The 20,724-nt window shown below is 66.8% G+C and carries 22 protein-coding genes, 1 other RNA gene and 1 riboswitch; of the genes, 11 read left to right on the forward strand and 12 right to left on the reverse strand.

The features are described from left to right. Positions 1–209 precede the first annotated feature (209 nt). The gene (locus W930_RS0104020; protein WP_023873463.1) at positions 210–1,991 is read left to right on the forward strand and encodes an acyl-CoA dehydrogenase; all 1,782 of its coding nucleotides are present in this window, start codon (positions 210–212) and stop codon (positions 1,989–1,991) included. Between the two features lie 107 nt (positions 1,992–2,098). Here W930_RS0104020 and ssrS read toward each other — a convergent pair. The 3 genes from ssrS to W930_RS0104030 all read right to left on the reverse strand — a co-directional run bounded on the left by ssrS (position 2,099) and on the right by W930_RS0104030 (position 2,934). Further along, positions 2,099–2,280, reverse strand: a non-coding RNA gene (gene ssrS, locus W930_RS29460) — 6S RNA. Between the two features lie 34 nt (positions 2,281–2,314). Beyond that, positions 2,315–2,626 (reverse strand): cell division protein ZapA, encoded by a 312-nt coding sequence (locus tag W930_RS0104025; RefSeq protein ID WP_023597133.1) that lies wholly within the window; start codon positions 2,624–2,626, stop codon positions 2,315–2,317. After that, the gene (locus W930_RS0104030) at positions 2,623–2,934 is read right to left on the reverse strand and encodes a hypothetical protein (RefSeq protein ID WP_023597132.1); all 312 of its coding nucleotides are present in this window, start codon (positions 2,932–2,934) and stop codon (positions 2,623–2,625) included. Before W930_RS0104030 ends, W930_RS0104025 begins: the two co-directional genes overlap by 4 nt. 89 nt (positions 2,935–3,023) lie before the next feature. After that, a riboswitch (cobalamin riboswitch) is annotated at positions 3,024–3,276 on the forward strand. A gap of 150 nt (positions 3,277–3,426) precedes the next feature. On the opposite strand from W930_RS0104030, the gene W930_RS0104035 reads away from it, so the two are divergent. From W930_RS0104035 to W930_RS0104065, 7 genes are all read left to right on the forward strand, one after another. Beyond that, the gene (locus tag W930_RS0104035) at positions 3,427–5,427 is read left to right on the forward strand and encodes a TonB-dependent siderophore receptor (protein WP_023873464.1); all 2,001 of its coding nucleotides are present in this window, start codon (positions 3,427–3,429) and stop codon (positions 5,425–5,427) included. A 36-nt stretch (positions 5,428–5,463) separates the two neighbouring features. Next, entirely contained in the window at positions 5,464–6,459 is a 996-nt protein-coding gene (locus tag W930_RS0104040) for an iron ABC transporter permease (RefSeq protein WP_023597131.1), read from the forward strand. After that, a complete protein-coding gene (locus W930_RS0104045) occupies positions 6,456–7,280 on the forward strand; it encodes an ABC transporter ATP-binding protein (protein ID WP_023597130.1) in 825 nt (274 codons plus the stop codon). The genes W930_RS0104040 and W930_RS0104045 overlap by 4 nt, the downstream gene beginning before the upstream one ends. 125 nt (positions 7,281–7,405) lie before the next feature. Then, positions 7,406–8,059, forward strand: coding sequence for a cob(I)yrinic acid a,c-diamide adenosyltransferase (gene cobO, locus W930_RS0104050; protein ID WP_024788730.1), 654 nt, complete (start codon positions 7,406–7,408; stop codon positions 8,057–8,059). Positions 8,060–8,092: 33 nt separating this feature from the next. Next, a complete protein-coding gene (cobT, locus tag W930_RS0104055; RefSeq protein ID WP_023873467.1) occupies positions 8,093–9,175 on the forward strand; it encodes a nicotinate-nucleotide--dimethylbenzimidazole phosphoribosyltransferase in 1,083 nt (360 codons plus the stop codon). Next, positions 9,172–10,086 carry an adenosylcobinamide-GDP ribazoletransferase gene (locus W930_RS0104060; RefSeq protein ID WP_023873468.1) on the forward strand — a complete coding sequence of 305 codons (915 nt, stop codon included), beginning with the start codon at positions 9,172–9,174 and terminating at the stop codon, positions 10,084–10,086. Before cobT ends, W930_RS0104060 begins: the two co-directional genes overlap by 4 nt. Beyond that, positions 10,077–10,676 (forward strand): histidine phosphatase family protein, encoded by a 600-nt coding sequence (locus tag W930_RS0104065; protein WP_023873469.1) that lies wholly within the window; start codon positions 10,077–10,079, stop codon positions 10,674–10,676. The genes W930_RS0104060 and W930_RS0104065 overlap by 10 nt, the downstream gene beginning before the upstream one ends. 38 nt (positions 10,677–10,714) lie before the next feature. On the opposite strand, the gene W930_RS0104070 is transcribed toward W930_RS0104065, so the two are convergent. Next, on the reverse strand, positions 10,715–11,626 hold the full coding sequence (locus W930_RS0104070; RefSeq protein ID WP_023873470.1) for a cobalamin-binding protein: 912 nt from the start codon (positions 11,624–11,626) through the stop codon (positions 10,715–10,717). A 367-nt stretch (positions 11,627–11,993) separates the two neighbouring features. Here W930_RS0104070 and W930_RS30380 point away from each other — a divergent pair, with 367 nt between their 5' ends. Further along, positions 11,994–12,167 carry a hypothetical protein gene (locus W930_RS30380; RefSeq protein ID WP_155252880.1) on the forward strand — a complete coding sequence of 58 codons (174 nt, stop codon included), beginning with the start codon at positions 11,994–11,996 and terminating at the stop codon, positions 12,165–12,167. Between the two features lie 204 nt (positions 12,168–12,371). On the opposite strand, the gene W930_RS0104080 is transcribed toward W930_RS30380, so the two are convergent. From W930_RS0104080 to cobU, 4 genes are all read right to left on the reverse strand, one after another. Further along, on the reverse strand, positions 12,372–12,584 hold the full coding sequence (locus tag W930_RS0104080) for a hypothetical protein (protein ID WP_023597123.1): 213 nt from the start codon (positions 12,582–12,584) through the stop codon (positions 12,372–12,374). 241 nt (positions 12,585–12,825) lie between these two features. After that, positions 12,826–13,884 carry a threonine-phosphate decarboxylase CobD gene (gene cobD, locus W930_RS0104085; RefSeq protein WP_023873471.1) on the reverse strand — a complete coding sequence of 353 codons (1,059 nt, stop codon included), beginning with the start codon at positions 13,882–13,884 and terminating at the stop codon, positions 12,826–12,828. A gap of 25 nt (positions 13,885–13,909) precedes the next feature. Continuing rightward, positions 13,910–14,890: an adenosylcobinamide-phosphate synthase CbiB gene (gene cbiB / locus W930_RS0104090; RefSeq protein ID WP_023873473.1), complete on the reverse strand. Its 981-nt coding sequence runs from the start codon at positions 14,888–14,890 to the stop codon at positions 13,910–13,912. A 6-nt stretch (positions 14,891–14,896) separates the two neighbouring features. Further along, positions 14,897–15,448 (reverse strand): bifunctional adenosylcobinamide kinase/adenosylcobinamide-phosphate guanylyltransferase, encoded by a 552-nt coding sequence (gene cobU, locus W930_RS0104095; RefSeq protein ID WP_023873474.1) that lies wholly within the window; start codon positions 15,446–15,448, stop codon positions 14,897–14,899. Between the two features lie 40 nt (positions 15,449–15,488). Between cobU and W930_RS0104100 the strand changes: the two genes are divergently transcribed. Next, complete coding sequence (locus W930_RS0104100) at positions 15,489–17,015, forward strand: cobyric acid synthase (RefSeq protein WP_023873475.1); 1,527 nt, start codon at positions 15,489–15,491, stop codon at positions 17,013–17,015. 121 nt (positions 17,016–17,136) lie between these two features. After that, positions 17,137–17,760: a ParA family protein gene (locus W930_RS0104105; RefSeq protein WP_024788573.1), complete on the forward strand. Its 624-nt coding sequence runs from the start codon at positions 17,137–17,139 to the stop codon at positions 17,758–17,760. 68 nt (positions 17,761–17,828) lie between these two features. Here W930_RS0104105 and panD read toward each other — a convergent pair whose 3' ends face one another. The 4 genes from panD to W930_RS0104125 all read right to left on the reverse strand — a co-directional run bounded on the left by panD (position 17,829) and on the right by W930_RS0104125 (position 20,510). Continuing rightward, on the reverse strand, positions 17,829–18,257 hold the full coding sequence (gene panD / locus W930_RS0104110) for an aspartate 1-decarboxylase (RefSeq protein ID WP_023597118.1): 429 nt from the start codon (positions 18,255–18,257) through the stop codon (positions 17,829–17,831). A 140-nt stretch (positions 18,258–18,397) separates the two neighbouring features. Next, on the reverse strand, positions 18,398–19,234 hold the full coding sequence (gene panC / locus W930_RS0104115; protein WP_023597117.1) for a pantoate--beta-alanine ligase: 837 nt from the start codon (positions 19,232–19,234) through the stop codon (positions 18,398–18,400). 28 nt (positions 19,235–19,262) lie between these two features. Then, positions 19,263–20,123: a ScpA family protein gene (locus W930_RS0104120; protein WP_028730802.1), complete on the reverse strand. Its 861-nt coding sequence runs from the start codon at positions 20,121–20,123 to the stop codon at positions 19,263–19,265. A gap of 204 nt (positions 20,124–20,327) precedes the next feature. Further along, a complete protein-coding gene (locus W930_RS0104125) occupies positions 20,328–20,510 on the reverse strand; it encodes a DUF3460 family protein (RefSeq protein WP_023597115.1) in 183 nt (60 codons plus the stop codon). Positions 20,511–20,724 lie beyond the last annotated feature (214 nt).

Below are 20,724 nucleotides of genomic sequence, written 5' to 3' on the forward strand. Positions count from 1 at the left end.
CTGTAAGCCGGTGAGGACAGTGAAGTCGTGACGTTGCGGGGCTGGCCTCGGCATGAGCAATCGAGCCGGAGCCGGCCCCGCAACCGATCCGCATGAGGAGGCGTGGCGGTCACGCCGGAGCGTCTTCATGCGAATCGGTCAAACAGAACAACAAGAATCCCGGCATTCGCCACCATCCGCAGGCAATCGGAATCCCTTGGAGGAACGACATGAGTTATCAGGCCCCGATCAAGGACATGCAGTTCGTCATGAACGAACTGGCGGACCTGACGAGCATCTCGCAGCTGCCCGGTTATGAAGACGCTTCGCCCGAACTCGCGCAAGCCGTGCTCGAAGAGGCGGCGCGCTTCAATCAGGAAGTGCTCGCGCCACTGAACGTCATCGGCGACCAGCAGCCGAGCACGTGGAAGGACGGCGTGGTCACGACCACGCCCGGCTTCAAGGACGCCTTCCGTCAGTTCTCCGAAGCGGGATGGCAAGGCGTGGCGCACCCGCAGGCGTTTGGCGGCCAGGGCTTGCCCAAGCTCGTGGCCACGCCATGCACCGAGATGCTCAACGCCGCGAACCTGTCGTTCGCGCTGTGCCCGCTCCTGACCGACGGCGCCGTCGAGGCGCTGCTCACCGCCGGCAGCGATGCGCAGCGCGCGCGCTACGTCCCGAAGCTGCTCTCGGGCGAGTGGACCGGTACGATGAACCTCACGGAGCCGCAGGCCGGGTCCGATCTCGCGCTGGTGCGCACGCGCGCCGAACGCGAAGCCGACGGCAGCTATCGCCTCTTCGGCACGAAGATCTTCATCACGTTCGGCGAGCATGACATGGCCGAGAACATCGTCCACCTCGTGCTGGCGCGCACGCCGGATGCGCCGCCGGGCGTGAAGGGCATTTCGCTGTTCATCGTGCCGAAGTTCCATGTCGACGCGGAGGGCAAGCTCGGTGCGCGTAACGACGTGTACTGCGTGTCCATCGAACACAAGCTCGGTATCAAGGCGAGTCCGACCGCCGTCCTGCAGTTCGGCGACAATGGTGGCGCGACCGGCTACCTCGTTGGCGAAGAGAATCGCGGCCTCGAATACATGTTCATCATGATGAACGCCGCGCGCTTCGCCGTCGGCATGCAGGGCGTGGCGGTTGCCGAGCGTGCATATCAACATGCCGTGGCCTACGCCCGTGATCGTCTGCAAAGCCGCCCGGTGGACGGCTCGTCGCGCGAGGCGGTAGCGATCATTCAGCACCCCGATGTCAAGCGCATGCTGATGACGATGCGCGCGCTCACCGAAGGCGCACGCGCGCTGGCCTACGTGGCGGCGGCGCAGGCCGATATCGGGCATCACGCGGCCGACGCGCAAGTGCGCCAACGCGCGCAGGCGGTCTACGAATTCCTCGTGCCGATCGTGAAGGGCTGGAGCACCGAGATGTCGCTGGAGGTCACGAGCCTCGGTGTGCAGGTGCATGGCGGCATGGGCTTCATCGAAGAGACCGGTGCGGCACAGTATTATCGCGACGCGCGCATTCTGCCGATCTACGAAGGCACGACGGCGATTCAGGCAAACGATCTCATTGGTCGCAAGACCTTGCGCGATCGTGGCGCGGTGGCGAATGCGTTGTGCGAGCAGATCATGGCGACCGAGAACGCGTTGCGTGCGGCGGGCGGTGTGGGAGAGGCGGTGGCCGAACGCCTGGCCAAGGGGCGCGAAGCGCTGTCGATGGTGGTGGACTACGTGCTTGCCAACACGCAGGACAACCCCAATGCGGTATTCGCCGGCAGCGTGCCGTATCTGAAGCTCGCAGGGATCGTGTTGGGCGGCTGGCAGATGGGCCGTGCGCTGCTCGCCGCGCAGAAGCTGCGCGATCAGGACCCGTCGTTCTACGACGCGAAGATCGGGACCGCGCGGTTCTTCGCGGACCACGTGCTTACGCAGGCACCGGGTCTGGCGCAGTCGATCACGCAAGGGGCGGATTCGGCACTGTCGCTCGACGAAGCGCAGTTCTGATGGATGGCAGGGCCGGCGCCTTGCCGGCCCGTATGCCCCCGACGCCACGAGGATGGCCGTTGCGACGTCGAAAAAAAAAACGGCACTGCGTACGCAGTGCCGTGTATTGGGTCCCCGCCTCAGCCGCTAAGCCGGCATCCTGAACCGTGAGGTTCAAGGTGGTCGCGGTTAGTAGCGCTTTGGGTTCATCAGACAGAGTGACGCTCACGCCAGCACTACAAACTTCCGCAACCTGCAACAGATCATTGGTTCAAGGAATCTATGACTTTCGCGAACCAGGCAGGGAAAACTAACCTTTCGAATCGAACGGTGGTGGGTGACTTTCAGCTTTGATACTGATCGATCACTGCACTCAGTCGTTCGTTCATGCGTTGCATTCTACTCTGAATTTCTTCGGCGGGGAATGCTTGTCCGGCAGCAATACTTTTCTCCAGCGCAAGCAATTCGGATGCCAGGCTCAACGCTGCCATGACGGCAATGCGGTCCGTGCCGCGCACGCTGCTTTGCGCACGAACCTTGCTCATTTCGGCATCCACGCGCGACACCGAGGCCAGCAGATCGGCTTCGTGTTCCGGCGGGCAGGCGAGCCGGTAGGACTGTTCCAGGATATTGACTTCGAGCTGCTTGATCGTCATGCGTTTTCTCCACCGGGGGTGCCGAGCAGATCCATCTGACCCTCAGCGGGGTTTTGCGTCGGGAGCTTTTCCAGGATGGCATTCAGGCGAACCTGTGCCTCGTCGATCTTCGCGGCGAGCTGATCGCGCTGCAACCGCAGGGCGTCACGCTCGGCGCGCAATTGCTCGAGGGCCGTGCGCGTGTCCTCGCATTCGACGCGCGCGCGATCGAGTTCGGCGAGCAGTGCCTGGTTGTGTTGATGGAAACGTTGGCTGATCACAACCAACTGTTCAATTTTGTCGGTGAGATTGTCGAGATCGGTGAGCATCGGGCTGCGTCCTCTTGATTGCCCTACATTCTAACGGAATCGGCGGCCAATGCCCGACGATCGAGCATTGACGCTCGTTCGAATGGCCCCTACACTTGCGGCACTTCGGTGCTCGCGCACGCCCCCCCGGCATGCGCAGTTAAACGGGAAACAGGGAGCCGCGTCCCCACACGGGCTGGCCAACCTGTGCTGCCCCCGCAACGGTAAGTCATTCTTTCGGCCCGAAAGGTTTCCGAAAACGCGCCTCGCCTATATCGCCACTGTGAGCTACCCGCTCGCGGGAAGGCCGGTCAGGCGCCATGATGACCAGCCCGGATACCGGCCGCAGTGAGTGGGGAAAAGCGCGCCGTCCGGCCTTGCCGTGGCGGCCTTCGTCGTTTTCATGTATCGATGCCCGGCATCCGTGACGTGTCACCGGCGCTCCCCTTGCGCCGGCGGCCCGCGGGGGAACGGGTCTAGGCAATAAGAAAACTACGGAAGTCACACCCGATCATGCGCACCCACGTTCGCGCGATGGCGCCGCACGCGCCTGCACTGGCGCGTCTCGCGCCGGCACCCGCCGTCCTCTCCATGCTTTCCCGACTGACCCCGCGATCAACCCTGCGCAAGCCCTCGCGGTTTCACGCCCCGAGTCGTTTCGCCCTTGCCGCCGCCCTGCTGGCGACCGGCGCGGCGGCGCAGGCGCAATCGTCCGCCTCGTCCGCCTCGTCCGCCTCGTCCGACGCCACACTCAACACCACCGTCGTGACCGCGTCGCGCAGCGAGCAGAAGCTCGCGGATACACTGGCCTCCACCTCGGTCATCACGCGCGCCCAGATCGAGGCCAGCCAGGCGCAGGACCTGCCTTCGTTGCTGCGCGGTCAGGCGGGCGTGGAAATCGTCCAGAACGGTGGCTTCGGCACGTCGGCAAGCCTCTTCATGCGTGGCGCGGCCTCGAACGCCTCGCTGGTGCTCATCGACGGCGTGCCGGTGAATTCGGCCACGACCGGCACGACCAACATCGCCCAGATTCCCGTGTCGCAAATCGATCATATCGAGATCGTGCGCGGCAATGTCTCGGCGCTGTACGGGTCGCAAGCGGTGGGCGGCGTGATCCAGATCTTCACGCGCCAGGGTGACGGCGGCCCGCCCAAGGCGCACGCCGAAGTCGGCTACGGCACGAACAACACCACGCAGGCCAACGCCGGCATCGCGGGGTCGTTCGAAGATGGCAAGACGCGCTTCTCGCTGGACGTCTCGCGCTTTCACACCAACGGCATCTCCGCGCAGGACCCGCGTTTCCTCCCGAAAGCCAACCCGAACCGCAACGGCGACGACAACACGAGCGTGAGTGCGTCGCTCTCGCGCAAGCTCGGCGACACGTGGGAGGTCGGCGCGCGCCTGTTCCAGAGCGACGGCAGCAGCAGCTACGACAACGCCTTCGGCAAGCCCACCGACCTGAACGACACCGATGCACGCGTGCGCCAGCTCTCCGCCTACGCGAAGGGCAACGTCACCGACAAGTGGAACACGCGCCTGAGCGTCACGCAGGGCGACGACTACAGCTACAACTACCTGAACGGCAAAGGCAACGGCAACTTCCACACGTCGACCAACCAGATCGACTGGGCCAACGAATATGTCTTCATGCCGGACCAGAAGCTGATCGGCGGCTACACGCGCCAGGAGCAGACGGTCGACGGCAGCACGGTCTACAACCGCAACAACCGCCACCTCGACTCCTTCTACGTGGGCTACGAAGGCGTCTTCGCGCGCAAGCACGAGGTGCAGGCCACCGTGCGTCGCGACATCTACTCCGATTTCGGCGGCGCGAACAGTTACTGGGTCGGCTACGGCTATCGCCTCACGCCGCAGTGGAAGCTGATGGCCAACGCATCGGACGGTTTCCGCGCACCGACTTTCAACGAACTGTTCTACCCCGGCTTCGGCAATCCGAACCTGCAACCCGAGCGCTCCATCTCGAAGGAACTCGCCGTGCAGTTCTACGACGAGCGTTTCGGTCTGGCCAAGCTGGCCCTGTTTCGCACCAACTACACGAACCTGATCCAGTCGCTCACCGTATCGCCCTACACGGCGGCGAACGTGGCGAACGCCCGTGTCGAGGGCCTGGAGCTGACCTATCAGGGCAAGATCCAGTGGACGGGCACGGACGTACGGGCCTCGTTCACCCGGCAGAACCCGACGGATCTCGATGCCAACAAGGTGCTCGCGCGCCGCGCGAAGCAATTCGCCTCGGTCGGTGTGACGCAGAAGTTCCTCGGCAAGTATTCGGTCGGTGGCGATGTGTTCTACAGCGGCGAGCGTTACGATACGGGCGGTCAGCATCTCGGCGCCTACACGCTCGTGAACTTGCAGGCACGCTACGATATCGACAAATCCTGGTACGTCTCGGCGCATCTGGACAACGTCTTCAACAAGAACTACCAGACGGTTTATGGCTACAACACCCTCGGGCGAGCAATCTACGTCTCGCTCGGCTGGAAGCAGTTCTGACGACGCCCTGACGGGCGTGGCGCGGCGCGGTACGGTATGACGCCGCGCCGCGCACTCGCCATCTGGACGGGACTGGCAGCGCTTGCGCTGACCATCCTGGTGGCGTCGCTCATGCTGGGGAGCGTGCCGGTCTCGCTGCGCGCGATCGGCACGCTCGCGCTCGGCCACGACGCCGGCCTCGCGGGCGACGTGGTGTGGCGCCTGCGCCTGCCGCGCGCGCTGGCGGCCTTCGCGTGCGGCGGCCTGCTCGCGGTGGCGGGCACGCTGATGCAAACCCTGTTGCGCAATCCGCTGGCCGATCCTTACGTGCTGGGCATCTCCGGCGGCGCGGGCGTTGCCGCGCTGGGCGCACTCGCGCTCATGCTGCCGTTCTTCTGGGTGCAGACGAGCGCCTTCCTCGGTGCGCTCGCCGCCATCGTCCTCGTGATGGCGCTTTCCCATCGCAGTTTTCTTCGTCCCGGCGATCAGGACACCAGCACCCGGTTGCTGCTCACCGGCGTGATGATGGCCGCCGGGTTCGGGGCACTCGCCACGCTTATCCTCACGCTCGCGCCGGATGCCAGCCTGCGCGGCATGCTGTTCTGGCTCACGGGCGATCTGAACGGTGTCGATCGTGCTGCTTTGCCGCTCGTCACGCTCGGCGCGACGCTGCTCATCGTGTGCCCGGTCGCTCATCGCCTGAACGTGCTGCTGCGCGGCGAGGACGTTGCGCAGGCCGTCGGTGTGGCGGTCGGCCCGCTGCGCGCGCGCGTGTACCTGGCGGCGTCGCTGGCCACGGCGGTTTCCGTGACCACGGGCGGCAGTATCGGCTTCGTTGGCCTGGTCGTGCCGCATATCCTGCGTCAGCGCTTCGGCAACGACCAGCGCATGCTGCTCCCGGCCGCGGCGCTCGCGGGCGGCGCGCTCCTCATGCTGGCGGACCTCATCGCCCGCACGGTACTCGCGCCGACGCAGTTGCCCGTGGGTGTCATCACCGCGATGATCGGCGTTCCGGTATTCCTCTGGTTGCTCTCGCGCCGGGTGATCCGATGAGTGCCCCGCTGCTGCAAACCCACGCCGTGACGTTGCGCGCCGGTCAACGCGTGCTCGTCGACTGGCTCGATCTCGTGGTCGCTCCCGGCGAGTGCTGGTGTCTGGCCGGCCCCAACGGCGCGGGCAAGACGACGTTGCTCGGCACGCTCGCTGGGCTGCGCGAACTCGACGACAGGGCGCAGCGCAACGCGTCGATCCACGCGGGCGGCCGCGTGGAGATCGGCGGCAGGCCGCTGGCGCAATGGCGTCCGGCGGCGCTGGCAAAGGTCCGGGCGCTCATGCCGCAGCTCACCCGGGACGCCTTCGGTGCGAGCGCATTGGAGGTGGTGCTCGCGGGGCGTCATCCGCACCTCGTACAGGGTCGCTGGGGGGCATGGGAGTCGGATGCCGACGTCGAAGCGGCCATGGCGGCGCTCGCCCAGGTCGGCATGGCGGGTTTCGCCGCGCGTGACGTGACCACGCTCTCCGGCGGAGAACGGCAGCGCGTGTCGCTCGCGGCGGTGTTGGCGCAGGCCACGCCGCTGCTGCTGCTCGACGAACCCGTCTCGCATCTCGATCTGCATCACCAGATCGATGCGCTGACGTGTCTGGCCCATCACGCCGCGCGAGACGACGCCGCGGTCGTCTTCTCGTGTCACGATCTGAACCTCGCGCGCCGCTTCGCCACGCATGCACTGCTGCTCGACGGCCGTGGCGGATGGCGGGCCGGCGCCGTGCGCGAAGTGCTCAGCGCCGAGCATTGCAGCGATGCGTTCGGGTACCCGCTGCGCCTCATTCGCGACGGCGACGACGAGGCGCTGATTCCCGTTCGCCGATCATGAACGTCCAGGTCCGCATTTTGATCCGTCCCTCGATGCGCGTGGCGACCGCTCTCGCCCGAGGCATACCTCCATCCCCGCACGCGCGCGATCCGCGCCGCGTGCCCACTTTTTGAAAGGTGCCGTCCATGACGCAAGAACCGATGTCTTCCGAACCGGATTCGACCGGCCCGGCCGACGAAGACGGACGCAATACCCGCCACCGAGATCGCATGGTGCGAAAGAAGGCGGTGATCGACGACAAGATTGCCAAGGCGCAGCGCGACTGCGGCGTGATTGTCGTCACCACCGGCAACGGCAAGGGCAAGTCGAGCTCGGGCTTCGGCATGGTGGTGCGCGCCATGGGGCACGGCATGAAGACGGGCGTCGTGCAGTTCATCAAGGGCGCGATCCCCACGGGTGAAGAAAAATTCCTTCGCCGCTTTCCCGAGGCCTGCGAGTTCCACGTGATGGGCGAGGGCTACACGTGGGACACGCAGGATCGCGAACGCGACATCGCCAAGGCGCAGGCCGCCTGGGCGCAGGCGCGACGCATGTTGCGCGACCCCGCGTTCGGGCTGGTGCTGTTCGACGAGCTGAACATCGCGCTCAAGCTCGGCTATCTCGACGTGGACGCCGTGATCGCCGATCTGAACGCGCGTCCCGAAATGCAGCACGTCGTGATCACTGGACGCGGCGCACCGCAGGCGCTCATCGACGCCGCGCACACGGTGACCGACATGACGCCGGTCAAGCATGCGTTTTCCGAAGGGATTCGCGCGCAGCCCGGCGTCGAAATGTAATCGTAGTCCTAACGTTTCAGGAAGTTTCTCCGTATGACTGCTTTCAGCCCGTTGCTCTCCGAACTGTTCGACATTGCCGCGCCTTCCGCGGCCATGGACGCTCGCCTGCGGCACGCCATCGACATCAAGACCAAACCGCCCGGCAGTCTCGGTGCCCTGGAGCGGGTGGCGCTGCAGGTCGGTCGCATTCAGCAGAGCGACACTCCCGCGCTCGCCCGCCCGGCCATGCTCGTGTTCGCGGGCGACCACGGCATCGTCGCGGCGGGCGTCAGTCCGTATCCGCAGGCGGTGACCGCGCAGATGGTGCTCAACTTCCTGCGCGGCGGGGCCGCCATCAACGTGTTCTGTCGGGCGCAGGGCATCGAACTGGAAGTGGTGAACGCCGGCGTGGCCGCCGATTTTCCGGCACACGCGTCGCTCGTCGACATTCCGGTGGCGCGTGGCACGCGGAACTTCCTCGACGCGCCGGCCATGACGCGCGAGCAACTGGAGACTGCGCTTGCCGCGGGGGCGGCCCGTGTTGTCGCGCACGCGTCGCGCGGCACGCGGATGATCGGCTTCGGCGAGATGGGGATCGGCAATACGTCGTCGGCGGCATGCCTGATGCAGCGGCTGACCGGTCTTCCACTCGCGGCGTGCGTTGGGCGCGGCACGGGCGTGGACGACGCGGGGCTCGTGCGTAAGACTTCCGTGCTCGAGCGCGCGCTCGCGGCGCATCCTTCGTCCGACCCGACCCCGGACCCGCTCGACACGCTCGCCACGTTCGGCGGTTTCGAGATCGCCATGATGACCGGCGCCTATCTCGCCGCGGCCAAGCTCGGGCTGGTGATCGTGGTCGACGGCTTCATCAGCACGTCGGCGTTGCTGGTCGCCGCACGCGTGTCGCCGGCCGTACTCGATTATTGCGTCTTCGCACACGCCTCGGACGAGACCGGCCACCGTGCCGTGCTCGACGCGCTCGGCGCGCAGCCCCTGTTGCAACTGGGCCTGCGCCTGGGCGAGGGGACGGGCGCGGCGCTGGCCATGCCGGTCATCCAGGCCGCCGCCGCATTCCTGCGCGAGATGGCCACGTTCGAGGGCGCGGGCGTCAGCGACCGGGAGGCCGGCGCGTCATGACGCCTTTGCCGTCCGATCCGCGGCACGACCACGAGCACGACCACGAGCACGGTCGGTGCAGCGACGACGGCGCCCCGCCGCCGGCCCTGACGGCTGCGGCGGCTTCGCCGCACGTGGACGTGCCTGGTAGCGGCGAAGTGTCGTTCGGCGGACTCAAGGGACAGTGCCGGCTGTTTCTCACCGCATTGGGTTTCTTCACCCGGTTGCCGATTCCACGGTGGGTCGGCTATTCGCCCGAGCAACTGAACGCCGCGACGCGCTATTTCCCGCTCGTGGGGGTGTTTGTCGGCGCGCTCGTCGCGGGGCTTACGGTGGCGATGGGCGCACTGTGGTCGCCGCATCTGGCGATCGCGCTGGGACTTGCCGTGAGCGTTCTGCTCACCGGCGCGTTTCATGAAGACGGCCTCGCGGATGCCGTCGACGCCTTCGGCGGCGCTTTCACGCGCGAGCGAGCGCTGGATATCATGCACGACTCGCGCATCGGCACCTATGGTGCGGTGGCGCTCTGGCTCGCGCTGGCGATCAAGTGGCAGGCGCTCGTCGACATTCAGGCCGCCACCGGATGGGGCGGCTTCGCCGTCGTATCGATCGGTGCGCATGCCGCAAGTCGCAGCATGGCGATCAGCTTGCTGCGTTCGCTCGACTATGTGCGTGCGCAGGGCAAGGCCAAGCCGATCGCGCAGCGCCTGAGTTTGGGCGCATTGACGTTCGGCGTGCTGTGCAGTGCACCGTGGTGGATCTGGCCGGATTGGCGTGCCGGTGTGAGCGGCGCTGCGGTACTGGTGGTGGTGCGTGCCGGCCTTGTCCGCTATTTGCGTCGCCGCCTCGGTGGCTACACCGGCGACACGCTCGGTTTCGCGCAACAGCTCGGCGAGCTGGCGTTGTACCTGACGGTGTGCGCATGGATCTGATCCTGATGCGGCATCCGCCGCCGGATGTCTCGCCGGCGTTGTGCTACGGCCGCACCGATCTTGCGCTCGATCGCACGCGCTTCGACACCACACTCGCCTCGATGCGCTCGCGGCTCGCGTCGCTGCTCGGCGTTCGCGCACCCGTGGCCTTGCACAGCAGTCCGCTGCAACGTGCGCGCCGCGCCGCCGATGCGCTTGCGCTGACGTTCGGACTGCCGGTGCGCGAAGACGCGCGTCTGGCCGAAATGGATTTCGGCGCCTGGGAGATGCAGCCCTGGGATGACATCGCGCGACACGATCTCGACGCATGGGCGCGCGACGTTGCCGGATTCAGGCCGCCCGGCGGCGAGTCGGCACGCGACGTCGTCTTGCGCATGGATGCCTGGATGCGCACGCTTGGCGACGCGGCGTGCGCGCCCGGCGATGTCCACGTGGTCGTGGCGCATGCCGGACCGATCCGGCTGCATACGGCCACGGCGCTGGGTTTGCCGATGACCGCATGTCTGTCATGGACGCTCGACTTCGGCGGCCTGTGCCATCTTCGACTGGCCGACGACGGCCAGGTGCGACTGGTGCGCTGGAACGGGTAACCCGGCGTATCCGTGTCGCCCACGCCCCTCGCCGTGGGCTACTTCGCCGACGGGGCGCGGCGTTCGCGGGCAATGTCGAGGTCTTCGCACATCGCGCGCGCGCCATCGAGAATGCGTGGGCCCGGGCGATTGATGAGGTCGCCGTCGATGCCGAACAGATTGTCGTGGGCGACGGCGGGCAACTGAGGCCATTTGCGCCAGCTGTCGAGCGTGGCGAGGGGCTTGTCCGACGCGGTGGCGCCCGGCGTGGCGGTGAACATGGCCTCGGGCTGCTTCGCGAGCACGGCCTCGACCGACACGCGAGGTACGAGCGGCGCCTCGTCGGCGAAGATGTTCACGCCACCGCACAGCCGGATGACGTCGCTCACCATGTGCGTGCCATTGAGCGTCATGAGCGGTTGCGTCCACACCTGATAGAACACCGACACCGGCGCGCGGGACGCGTACTGCTTGCGCAGTGCTTCGTAGCGCGTGCGGAACGCCTCCGCCGACGCCTGCGCTTTCGCGGGCGTTCCCATCAACGTGCCCAGCGTTTCGATGGCCGCGGGCAGATCGGTCAGATGCTTGGGTTCGGAATAGAACACCGGCAGCTTGAGTTGGCGCAGGGCTTCGACCTGGCGTTGCGAGTTGCCGTGCATCCACACCACGATCAGATCGGGCTTGAGCGCGAGGATGCGCTCGAGATCGAGCGCGCTGTTGTCGCCTACGCGCGGCAGGCGGCGGGCGGCCTCCGGAAAATCGGAATACTTCACGACGCCCACGACCTTGTCACCGGCCCCGGCCGCAAAGAGCAATTCGGTTGCGTGCGGCGAGAGACTCACCACGCGCCGGGCCGGCGCGGGCAGTGTGACCGTGGCGCCCGAGTCGTCCTTGACCGTTACGGCGGCGTGCGCGATGGAAGACGCGACAAGGAGGGCAAGACCGGTGGCCGCCACGGCGGCCCGCTTCAGGGGTGCCAACGTTGCGCGCCGAGGCGCGTGAGAGGCGAGCGGGGCAGAATGATCGAGTGACATCGGAGCAGGGGCGGACAACGGGGTGGCCGCCGCAGAGGGCAGGGAGTCCGCCGGCGCAAGGTCGCCGCGCCGACCGGTCCGCCATTTTCAATGCGTTCGGGCGTTCCGGCAAGGGCGGCGCGCACACGCGCGGCGATCTCCCGGCGAACCGATGCCGCGCCAATGCTGTCGAACTCCGCGTGACGTATTGGGCGGGGCCGCGTGCGCGAATGACGCGTTACCGGATTTGAGCGCGATGGCCCCGACAGGAACAGGAAATCGACCTCGTCGACGACGATGGACAATGCAATAAGGAGTGCAATTCGTGAAACGAAATTTCGGAAGGATGGGCTGGAAGAGCGCGTTGACGCTCGTATTGGCGACGATGCTCGGCGCGTGCGCCGCGCCTGGCGGCCCGGATGGCGCCAATGCATCCGCCGGATCGAGCAAGGTGAAGGCCTACGGTGTGATCGACGGCGGGGTGACGGTGGTCAAATGAGGCGCCGCTGATGCAGGCACAGGCGTGAGTGCAAACGCAAACGACCGCGCCCCCTGTCTCCGAAGAGGACAGGGGGCGCGGTCGTCAAACCGGTTTCGAAGGATGTCAGCGCGTTACTGGAGCCAAGCGTCGAAACCGGACGGCTCGGCGCACTGCATTACGGCTCGGCGGCCGTAACAGTGACGCACCGAGCCTTGCACGGCGTTAGTTCGACGCCGGTGCCGGTGCGGCCGCGCCTGCGTCGGACGCAGGTGCGCTCATGGCGCCGCCTGCATCGCTGGCCGGTGCGGCGGTGGCCGGTGCCGTTGCCGACGTGTCGGCGGCCGGTGCGGCCGATTGGTCTTCCTTCTTCGAGCAACCTGCCGTCACGACGGCCGCGGTCAGGAGCGTAGCAAGCAACAGAGGCAGTTTTTTCATTTGGTCGTCCTTTTATCTTGGGAAAGCCCTTGCGAAAGAACCTTCAGTCTAACGGCGCCCATGGGCGATGACTGTGTGCATTTGTTGCAGAAATGCTTCAATTTGTAACGAAACGGGCCGCAATTCCCTCCGGCACGCCGCTTGATCGACGGTTGCGCGGCGTGGCGCCCGACGCAAAGCATAACGAGAAAATTGGATGGCTGTGTCCCAAGGCAGTTCCCCAAACGTTCGCGGGAACGGATCAGGGGCGCGGGATCGAGGCAAGCGCCGTGCCCAATCGCTGCCACGCGGGCTCGCTGTCGGGAAGGCCAAGGCGCAGGCTCGGCAAGGTCCGCGTGCCGCCGTCGCCCAGCGTGACGGTGCGGGGGTCGAACAGGCGAGTCCAGACGCCTTGGCCGGCCAGTTCCGCATGCCACCGGGGCGCCAGCGCATGTGCGCTCCAGGCGAACAACGGCGTGCCGAGCGCCGGCCATCCCTGCGCCCGCAACAGGCTCAGCAACCGCTCGCCGTCGCGCAGCAACCGCTCTCGCGCCGCTGTCTGCCACGCCGTATCGCGCAGGGCGGTTCGCACAGCGAACCTTGCCGGTCCGCTGACCGTCCACGCGCCCAGCCGCTCGCCAAGCGGCTTCGCCAGAGATTCGGGACATAGCGCAAACCCGGCGCGAACACCCGCCAGCCCGAAGAACTTTCCCACCGAACGCAGCACCACCAGGCCGTCGCGCCCCACATGCGGCGCCATCGACATGGCCGGTGACACATCGGCGAAGGCCTCGTCCACGATGAGCAGGCCGCCGCGACGCGCCAACGCACCTTGCCATCGTGAGAGGGTCTCGGGTGCCACGCGGCGAGTGGTCGGATTATCGGGATTTACCCAAACCAGATAGTCGACGTCGGGCAATCCGGCTTCCGGGCCGAGCCACGGCACGCAGGTATGGCCGGCCATTGCAAAGGCAGGCGCGTACTCGCTGTAGGTCAGGGTGGCGACCGCCACCCGGCCCGGACGCAGCAGGGCGGGCAGCGCCCGGATCGCCGCTTGCGATCCGGCACAGGGCACGACGTTGCCGGCGGGCACCGCGTAATAGCGCGCCGCGACGTCGAGCAGATCGTCGAAGGCATCCGGCAGGTCGCGCCAGACGCTGGCCGGTGGCATCGGGACGGGATAGCCGACCGGGTTGATGCCGGTCGACAGATCGAGCCAGTCTTCACGAGGGCGTCGATACCGGGCTACGGCTTCGCCAAGATTCCCGCCATGGCGGGGGGCGTGTGAGGCAAGGCGTGTGTCGAATTCGTTGGCTGCCATGAATGCAAATGGAGTCGCCGCGCGCTCACACCAGGCTCACGGGCATGGTGTCGGCCTGCGATGCGGCGAAGAGGGCGAGTGCGCCGCTCACGAGCAGCCACATCCACATCGAGCGCGAGATGAGGCGCCAGGCGGCCTTGATATGTTGCGCGGAAGGCGCCATGCCGCAGCCCAGCGCCGGACGCGTTTCCCATTCGCCGTGATAGCGGGCCGGGCCGCCGAGTTGCACGCCCAGGCTCCCGGCGCCGGCGGCCATTACCGGTCCGGCGTTCGGGCTCGACCAGGCGCCGGCCTGCGTGCGCCAACAGGCGATGGCGCGCGACATGTCGCCGAAGATTGCGTAGCTTGCAGCCGTCAGACGGGCGGGAATCCAGTTCAGCACATCGTCGATGCGCGCGGCCGGGCGTCCGAAGTAGACGAACTGGTCGGTGCGATAGCCCCACATGGCGTCCAGCGTGTTCGCCAGCCGGAACAGCACTACGCCGGGGGCGCCTGCGATCGCGAACCAGAAAAGCGCACCGAAGATGGCGTCGTTGCCGTTCTCGAGCGTCGATTCAACAGCGGCGCGAGCGAGGTCGGACGCGCTGGCGTCTTCGGTGTCGCGCGAGACGATGCGCGCCGTGAGGGCGCGCGCCTGCGCGAGGTCGCCGTCGCGCAGCGCGCGGGCGATGGGCATCACGTGCTCGCGCAGGCTGCGCGCACCCAGCGCGGCGTACAGCGCCAGCGCTTGCCACAGCACGCCGCCCCAGCCGGGCAGGAACGTGAGCGCCCAGGCGATCAGCACGGGCAGCACGAGCATGAGCGACCAGGCCCACAGGCCGCGCGTCATGGCGCTCAGGGGTTTGTCACGGGTGGCGGGGTCGTTGAGCCATGCCTGCACGCCGTTAGCAACACGGCCAAAGCCCACGAGCGGATGCCACCGGCGCGGCTCGCCAAGCCAGGCATCGAGCAACACGCCGATCAGTGCGGCGAGCCAAAGCGATTCGGGAGCGAGGCCGGTGAGCATCGTCGATCATCCTTTGACGGCCATGGGCAGGCCGGCGACGATAAAACGCACTTGCGGGGCCAGCGCGGCCACGCGTTGGTTCAGACGTCCGAGTTCGTCGACATAGCGCCGCGTGAGCGATCCCATCGGGATCACGCCGAGTCCGATTTCGTTGCTCACGACGACGATCTTGCCCGGCAGTGACGCGAGCGTGTGCGCGAGCGAATCGAGTGTCTCGCGCCATTGCGCATCGCTGGCCGGACCGTCGGGATGATCGTCGGGCGGGCAGAGCCAGCCGGCAAGCCACAACGGCAGGCAATCGACGAGTACGCATTGTCCGTCTCGGGCCACGTCGCGCAGGGCGCCCGCCAGATCGCGGCCGACTTCGCGTGTGGGCCAATGCGAGGGGCGGCTGGCGCGGTGATGGGCGATACGCGCGCGCATCTCGGGCTCGTCGCTGTCGGCGGCGGTCGCGAGATAGATGACCGGCAGGCCGCTTTGTCCGGCCAGGCGCTCGGCGTACGCGCTCTTGCCGGAGCGCGCACCGCCCAGCACGAAAGTCAGGTCGAGGGCACTCATGGGCGATATTGTACGAGCGCCCGATGCGATAATTCGCGCCATGAGTGAAATCCCTGTCAATTTCCGCGCGCCTGCCGTCGGTCGCCGCGGCACCCTGATGATTCAGGGCACGTCGTCGGACGCGGGCAAGAGCACCCTGGTGGCCGGGCTGTGCCGCCTGCTGCATCGCGAGGGCGTGCGGGTCGCGCCGTTCAAGCCGCAGAACATGGCGCTCAACAGCGCGGTGACGGCCGACGGCGGCGAGATCGGACGCGCCCAGGCGCTTCAGGCGCAGGCTGCCGGCGTGGCGCCGCACACCGACTTCAATCCCGTGCTGCTCAAGCCGAGCAGCGATCGCGGTGCGCAGGTGATCATCGGCGGCAAGGTCGTGGCCGATCTCGATGCCCGCGCCTATCACGAGTACAAGCCACGGGCGATGGCGGCCGTGCTCGCCGCCTACGAGCGCCTGCGCCACGGCTACGACGCCGTGCTCGTCGAAGGCGCGGGAAGTCCGGCCGAAGTGAATCTGCGCGCCCGGGACATCGCCAACATGGGGTTCGCCGAAGCCGTCGACGCGCCAGTGCTGCTCGTGGCCGACATTGACCGCGGCGGCGTGTTCGCCCAACTGGTCGGCACGCTGGCCTGTCTGTCGGACAGCGAGCGCGCACGTATCCAGGGATTCGTCATCAATCGGTTTCGCGGCGATCCGTCATTGCTCGCCAGCGGTCTGGAATGGGTGGCGGCCCGCACGGGCATCCCGGTGCTCGGCGTGCTGCCGTATCTTCAGGGGCTGCATCTGGACGGGGAGGACATGCTGCCGGGCGAGCGTCACGCGGCCGCGAGCGGCGAGACGCGTCTGCGCGTGGCGGTGCCGGCGTTGCCCCGAATCAGCAATCACACGGATTTCGACGCCTTGCGGGCGCACCCGCAGGTCGACTTTCGCTATGTCGGCGCCGGAGAGCCGTGGCCGGCGAGCGATCTCGTGGTCCTGCCGGGCAGCAAGCACGTGCGCGCGGATCTCGCCTGGTTGCGTGCCCAGGGCTGGGCGCCGGCGATCGCGCGTCATCTGCGCTACGGCGGCAAGGTGCTCGGCATTTGCGGCGGACTGCAAATGCTGGGTACGTGGATTCACGACCCGCTCGGTGTCGAGGGCGAGGCGGGCTCCACGGCCGGTCTCGGCTGGCTGGAGATCGAGACGACGATGGCGGCGAGCAAGCAATTGCGCGTGGTGAGCGGGCGGCTGAGCGCAGGTCATGCCCCGGTGAGCGGCTATGAGATCCACATGGGCGTCACCCATGGGGCGGCGCTCGAGCGGCCCGCCCTCTGGCTCACGAGGGAAGGGGGCGACGGCACGGACGCCTCGGTGGTTGCCGACGGCGCGCGCTCGGCCGACGACCAGGTCATGGGCACGTACGTGTACGGCCTGTTCGACACCCCGCAGGCGCTCGCCGCGCTGCTGACGTGGGCGGGCGCCCGGGACGCGGCGACGCTGGATTACAACGCGCTGCGAGAGGCGTCGCTCGAGCGGCTGGCCGATTCGCTGGCGACGCATCTGGATCTGGCCCGCGTGTGGCGCTGCCTGCGCTGAGCGCGTCCCCGGCCGCTGGTTCGAGCTGTCACGGGGCGCCGCCGAACTGCCACCGAGCCGCCATCGAGTCGCCTTCGAGCCGATGTAAGATGTGCGGAAAATCGACCTCGGGGAGCGTGTGATGCCGGTGATCGTGGTGGCGAATCCAAAGGGGGGCGTGGGCAAGAGCACGCTCGCAACGAATCTGGCCGGGTATCTGGCGGCGCAGGGCCATGCCGTGATGCTCGGCGACACCGACCGGCAGCAATCTTCCCGGGCCTGGCTGGGGTTGCGTCCGAGCGTGGTGCGCCCCATCGCCACGTGGGAGGTCGATCACAACGAAGTTGCCCGTCCGCCCAAGGGCACGACGCACGCGGTGCTCGATACGCCGGCGGGTCTGCACGGCAAGCGCCTCGACGCAATCCTCAAGCTGGCCGATCACGTGCTGGTGCCGTTGCAGCCGTCGATCTTCGACATTCTGGCCACGCGTGACTTTCTGCAGAAGCTCGCGCAGGAGAAGCGCGTACGCGAGGGTGGCGTGCGCATCGGCGTGGTGGGCATGCGCGTCGACGCCCGCACGCGCGCGGCCGACCAACTGGCGCGCTATTGCGAGGAGGCCGGGTTGCCGGTGCTCGGCATGTTGCGCAACACGCAGAACTACGTGCAACTCGCCGCACACGGGCTCACGCTGTGGGACGTGGCGCCGGGGCGCGTGGAACGCGATCTGCCGCAGTGGGACGGCATCACGGCGTTCGTCGACCGATAACCCGCATGCCGGCATCAACGAAAAAGGGGCCCGAGGGCCCCTTTGGCATTTGGCGCGCGTCGCCAGGCTTACTTGGCGGCGGTCTGCGCGGCGGCCTCGAATGCGCGGGTGTCTTCCCACGCTTGCAGCGGCACGTGATCGCGCTCGCCCTTCTGCACGTTCTTCTCGTCGACGAACACCAGTTTCGGCTTGAAGCCGGCTAGCACTTCCTTCTCTTCGACCTGTGCGTACGACACGATGATCACGATGTCGCCCAGCTGCGCGCGACGCGCGGCCGCGCCATTCAGCGAGATCATGCCGCTCCCACGCTCGCCGCGAATGGCGTAGGTGGTGAAACGCTCGCCGTTATTGACGTTGAAGATGTCGATCTGCTCATTTTCGACGAGGCCCGAGGCTTCGAGCAAGTTTTCGTCGATCGCGCACGAGCCCTCGTAATGCAATTCGCAATGCGTCACGGTGGCGCGGTGGATCTTCGACTTGAGCATGGTGCGGTACATGGCTTGCCTCTTGTGTTGCGGTGTCGCGCACCTGGCGCGACGAATGTGATGCGCACGCGATCGCCTCCGGCGTCACGCGCGCGACTTGCGCCGGGGCGCGCGACACCGGCCGCAAGGCCGTGTGCCGCGTGCCCCGGCGCTCAGATCTCGAGATTGTCGATCAGGCGCGTCGAGCCGAGCTTGGCGGCCGCGAGCACGACCAGGCTTTCGGCCGGTGCCGCGCCCGGGGCCGGCGCCCGCAGGTTCGCGCGCTGACGGATCGACACGTAGTCCGGCTTCCAGCCGCGTGCGACGAGCGTTTGCATGGCGGCGGCCTCGAGGGCCGCATAGTGCGTGTTGCCGCCGTTCACGTCGTCGCGAATCTGGTTGAGCAGTCGGTAGAGTTCCGGGGCTTCGGCGCGCTCGGCGTCGGAGAGATAACGGTTGCGCGAGGACAGCGCCAGGCCGTCGTCGGCGCGCACGGTCTCGGCGGCGATGATCTCGATGGGCAGCGCGAACTGACGGCACATGCTGCGCACGATCATCAGTTGCTGGTAATCCTTCTTGCCGAACACGGCCACGCGCGGCTGCACGCAGGAAAAGAGCTTGGTCACGACCGTGCATACGCCCTTGAAGAAGCCGGGGCGGAATTCGCCTTCGAGAATGTCGCCAAGATCGTGCGGCGGCTCGACACGGTATTCCTGCGGCTCCGGGTACATCTCCTTCTCGTCCGGCGCGAACAGCACGTAGACGTTCTCGCGCGTGAGCTTCTCGACATCGTCGGCCATCGTGCGCGGATACTTGTCGAAATCCTCGTTCGGCCCGAACTGCAGGCGGTTCACGAAAATGCTGGCCACGACCGGATCGCCATGCTGGCGCGCGAGGCGCATCAGCGACAGGTGCCCTTCATGCAGATTGCCCATGGTGGGCACGAAGGCGACGCGATTCTGCCCGCGCATCTGGTCGCGCAGTTCCTGAATCGAGGGAATGACTTTCATTGGGGTTCCGTGCGTGGCGCAAGCGAACTTACGCGTTGGGAGAATAGGTCAGGCGCACATAGATCGGCGCGAACGGCTCGGCCTGCGTGATCTCGAGCAGCGATTCGCGCGAGAGTTCGAGCATGGCGATGAAGTTGACCACGACGACGGGCACGCCGCGCGTGACGTCGAAGAGTTCGGTGAACTCCATGAAGCGCGCCCCCTGCAACCGCCGCAGGATCTGACTCATGTGCTCGCGCACCGAGAGCTCCTCGCGCGAGATCTTGTGATGCTGCACGAGCTTGGCCCGGCGCAGCACCTCGGCCCAGGCCGCGCGCAGATCCTCGGCATCGACGTCGGGGAAGCGCGGCTGAAGGCTTTGTTCGATATAAACCTGCGAGCGCAGAAAGTCGCGCCCGAGCACCGGCAGCGTATCGAGTTTCTGCGCGGCAAGCTTCATCTGTTCGTATTCGAGCAGACGGCGCACGAGTTCGGCGCGCGGGTCCTCGGCTTCCTCGCCCGTGTCGGCCTTCTTGACCGGCAGCAACATGCGCGACTTGATCTCGATGAGCATCGCCGCCATGAGCAGATATTCCGAGGCCAACTCGAGGTTGGTGCGGCGAATCTGATCGACGTAGAGCAGATACTGCTTGGTGACCTGCGCCATCGGAATGTCGAGCACGTTGAAGTTCTGCTTGCGGATCAGATACAGCAACAGGTCGAGCGGACCTTCGAAGGCTTCGAGAAAGACTTCAAGGGCATCCGGTGGAATGTAGAGATCGTTCGGTAGCGCGAACAGCGGCTCGCCATACAGGCGCGCCCGTGCGACACCGTCCACGGTATCGGGCGTGGAGTCGTGGCCTTCCTGAGGCGCGGGCAGCTCGGTGGCCGCCGGGTCGGGCGGGCGCACCCGCGCGGGCGCGGCCTCGGCGCTGCCTTCGACCCCCTGCCGCGCCGGCGCATCCGCCGTCGAATCTCCGGGCCCGGCGTCGGCGTGCTCGGGCACCGGCGCGATCTCGGGGACCGGCTCGGGCGGATGCGACGGATCGTCGGGCGTACTCGGATTCAATGCGGGACTCGGCCGGAATTGACAGGATGTCGGGGCAGGGGTGATTTACTCGCTCTGGTAGACGTACGGCTGCTGTGCCACGCGCGACTGCTGGGCGCGGCTGCGCTCGTCCAGATCGATCGGTTGCTTGTCCCACAGCAGGGCGCGGCCTTGGCGCTGCTCCGCCTCCAGCGTCGGCTTCTCAGCCTTCAGTTGCTTGATGAATTGGGTGATGTCGGACTCGTACATGGTCGAATTGCTTAAAGAATAGGCAAAAACGACGCCGTCGCAACGGCGCCAATCGACGCAGATTCTACCGCAAACGCACTCCGATTCACCGTTTGGGCTGTTTTGGGACACAAGGTGAACCGGCGCTGGGGATATGTTCAAATACGACTCACATACGCATTGCCTGTTGCGATGCCGTGCCATACGGGGGCGGCATCCTGGCGCAGGGCGCCAC

Source organism: Pandoraea sp. E26 (assembly GCF_000681415.1).
Classification (GTDB): Bacteria; Pseudomonadota; Gammaproteobacteria; order Burkholderiales; family Burkholderiaceae; genus Pandoraea; species Pandoraea pnomenusa.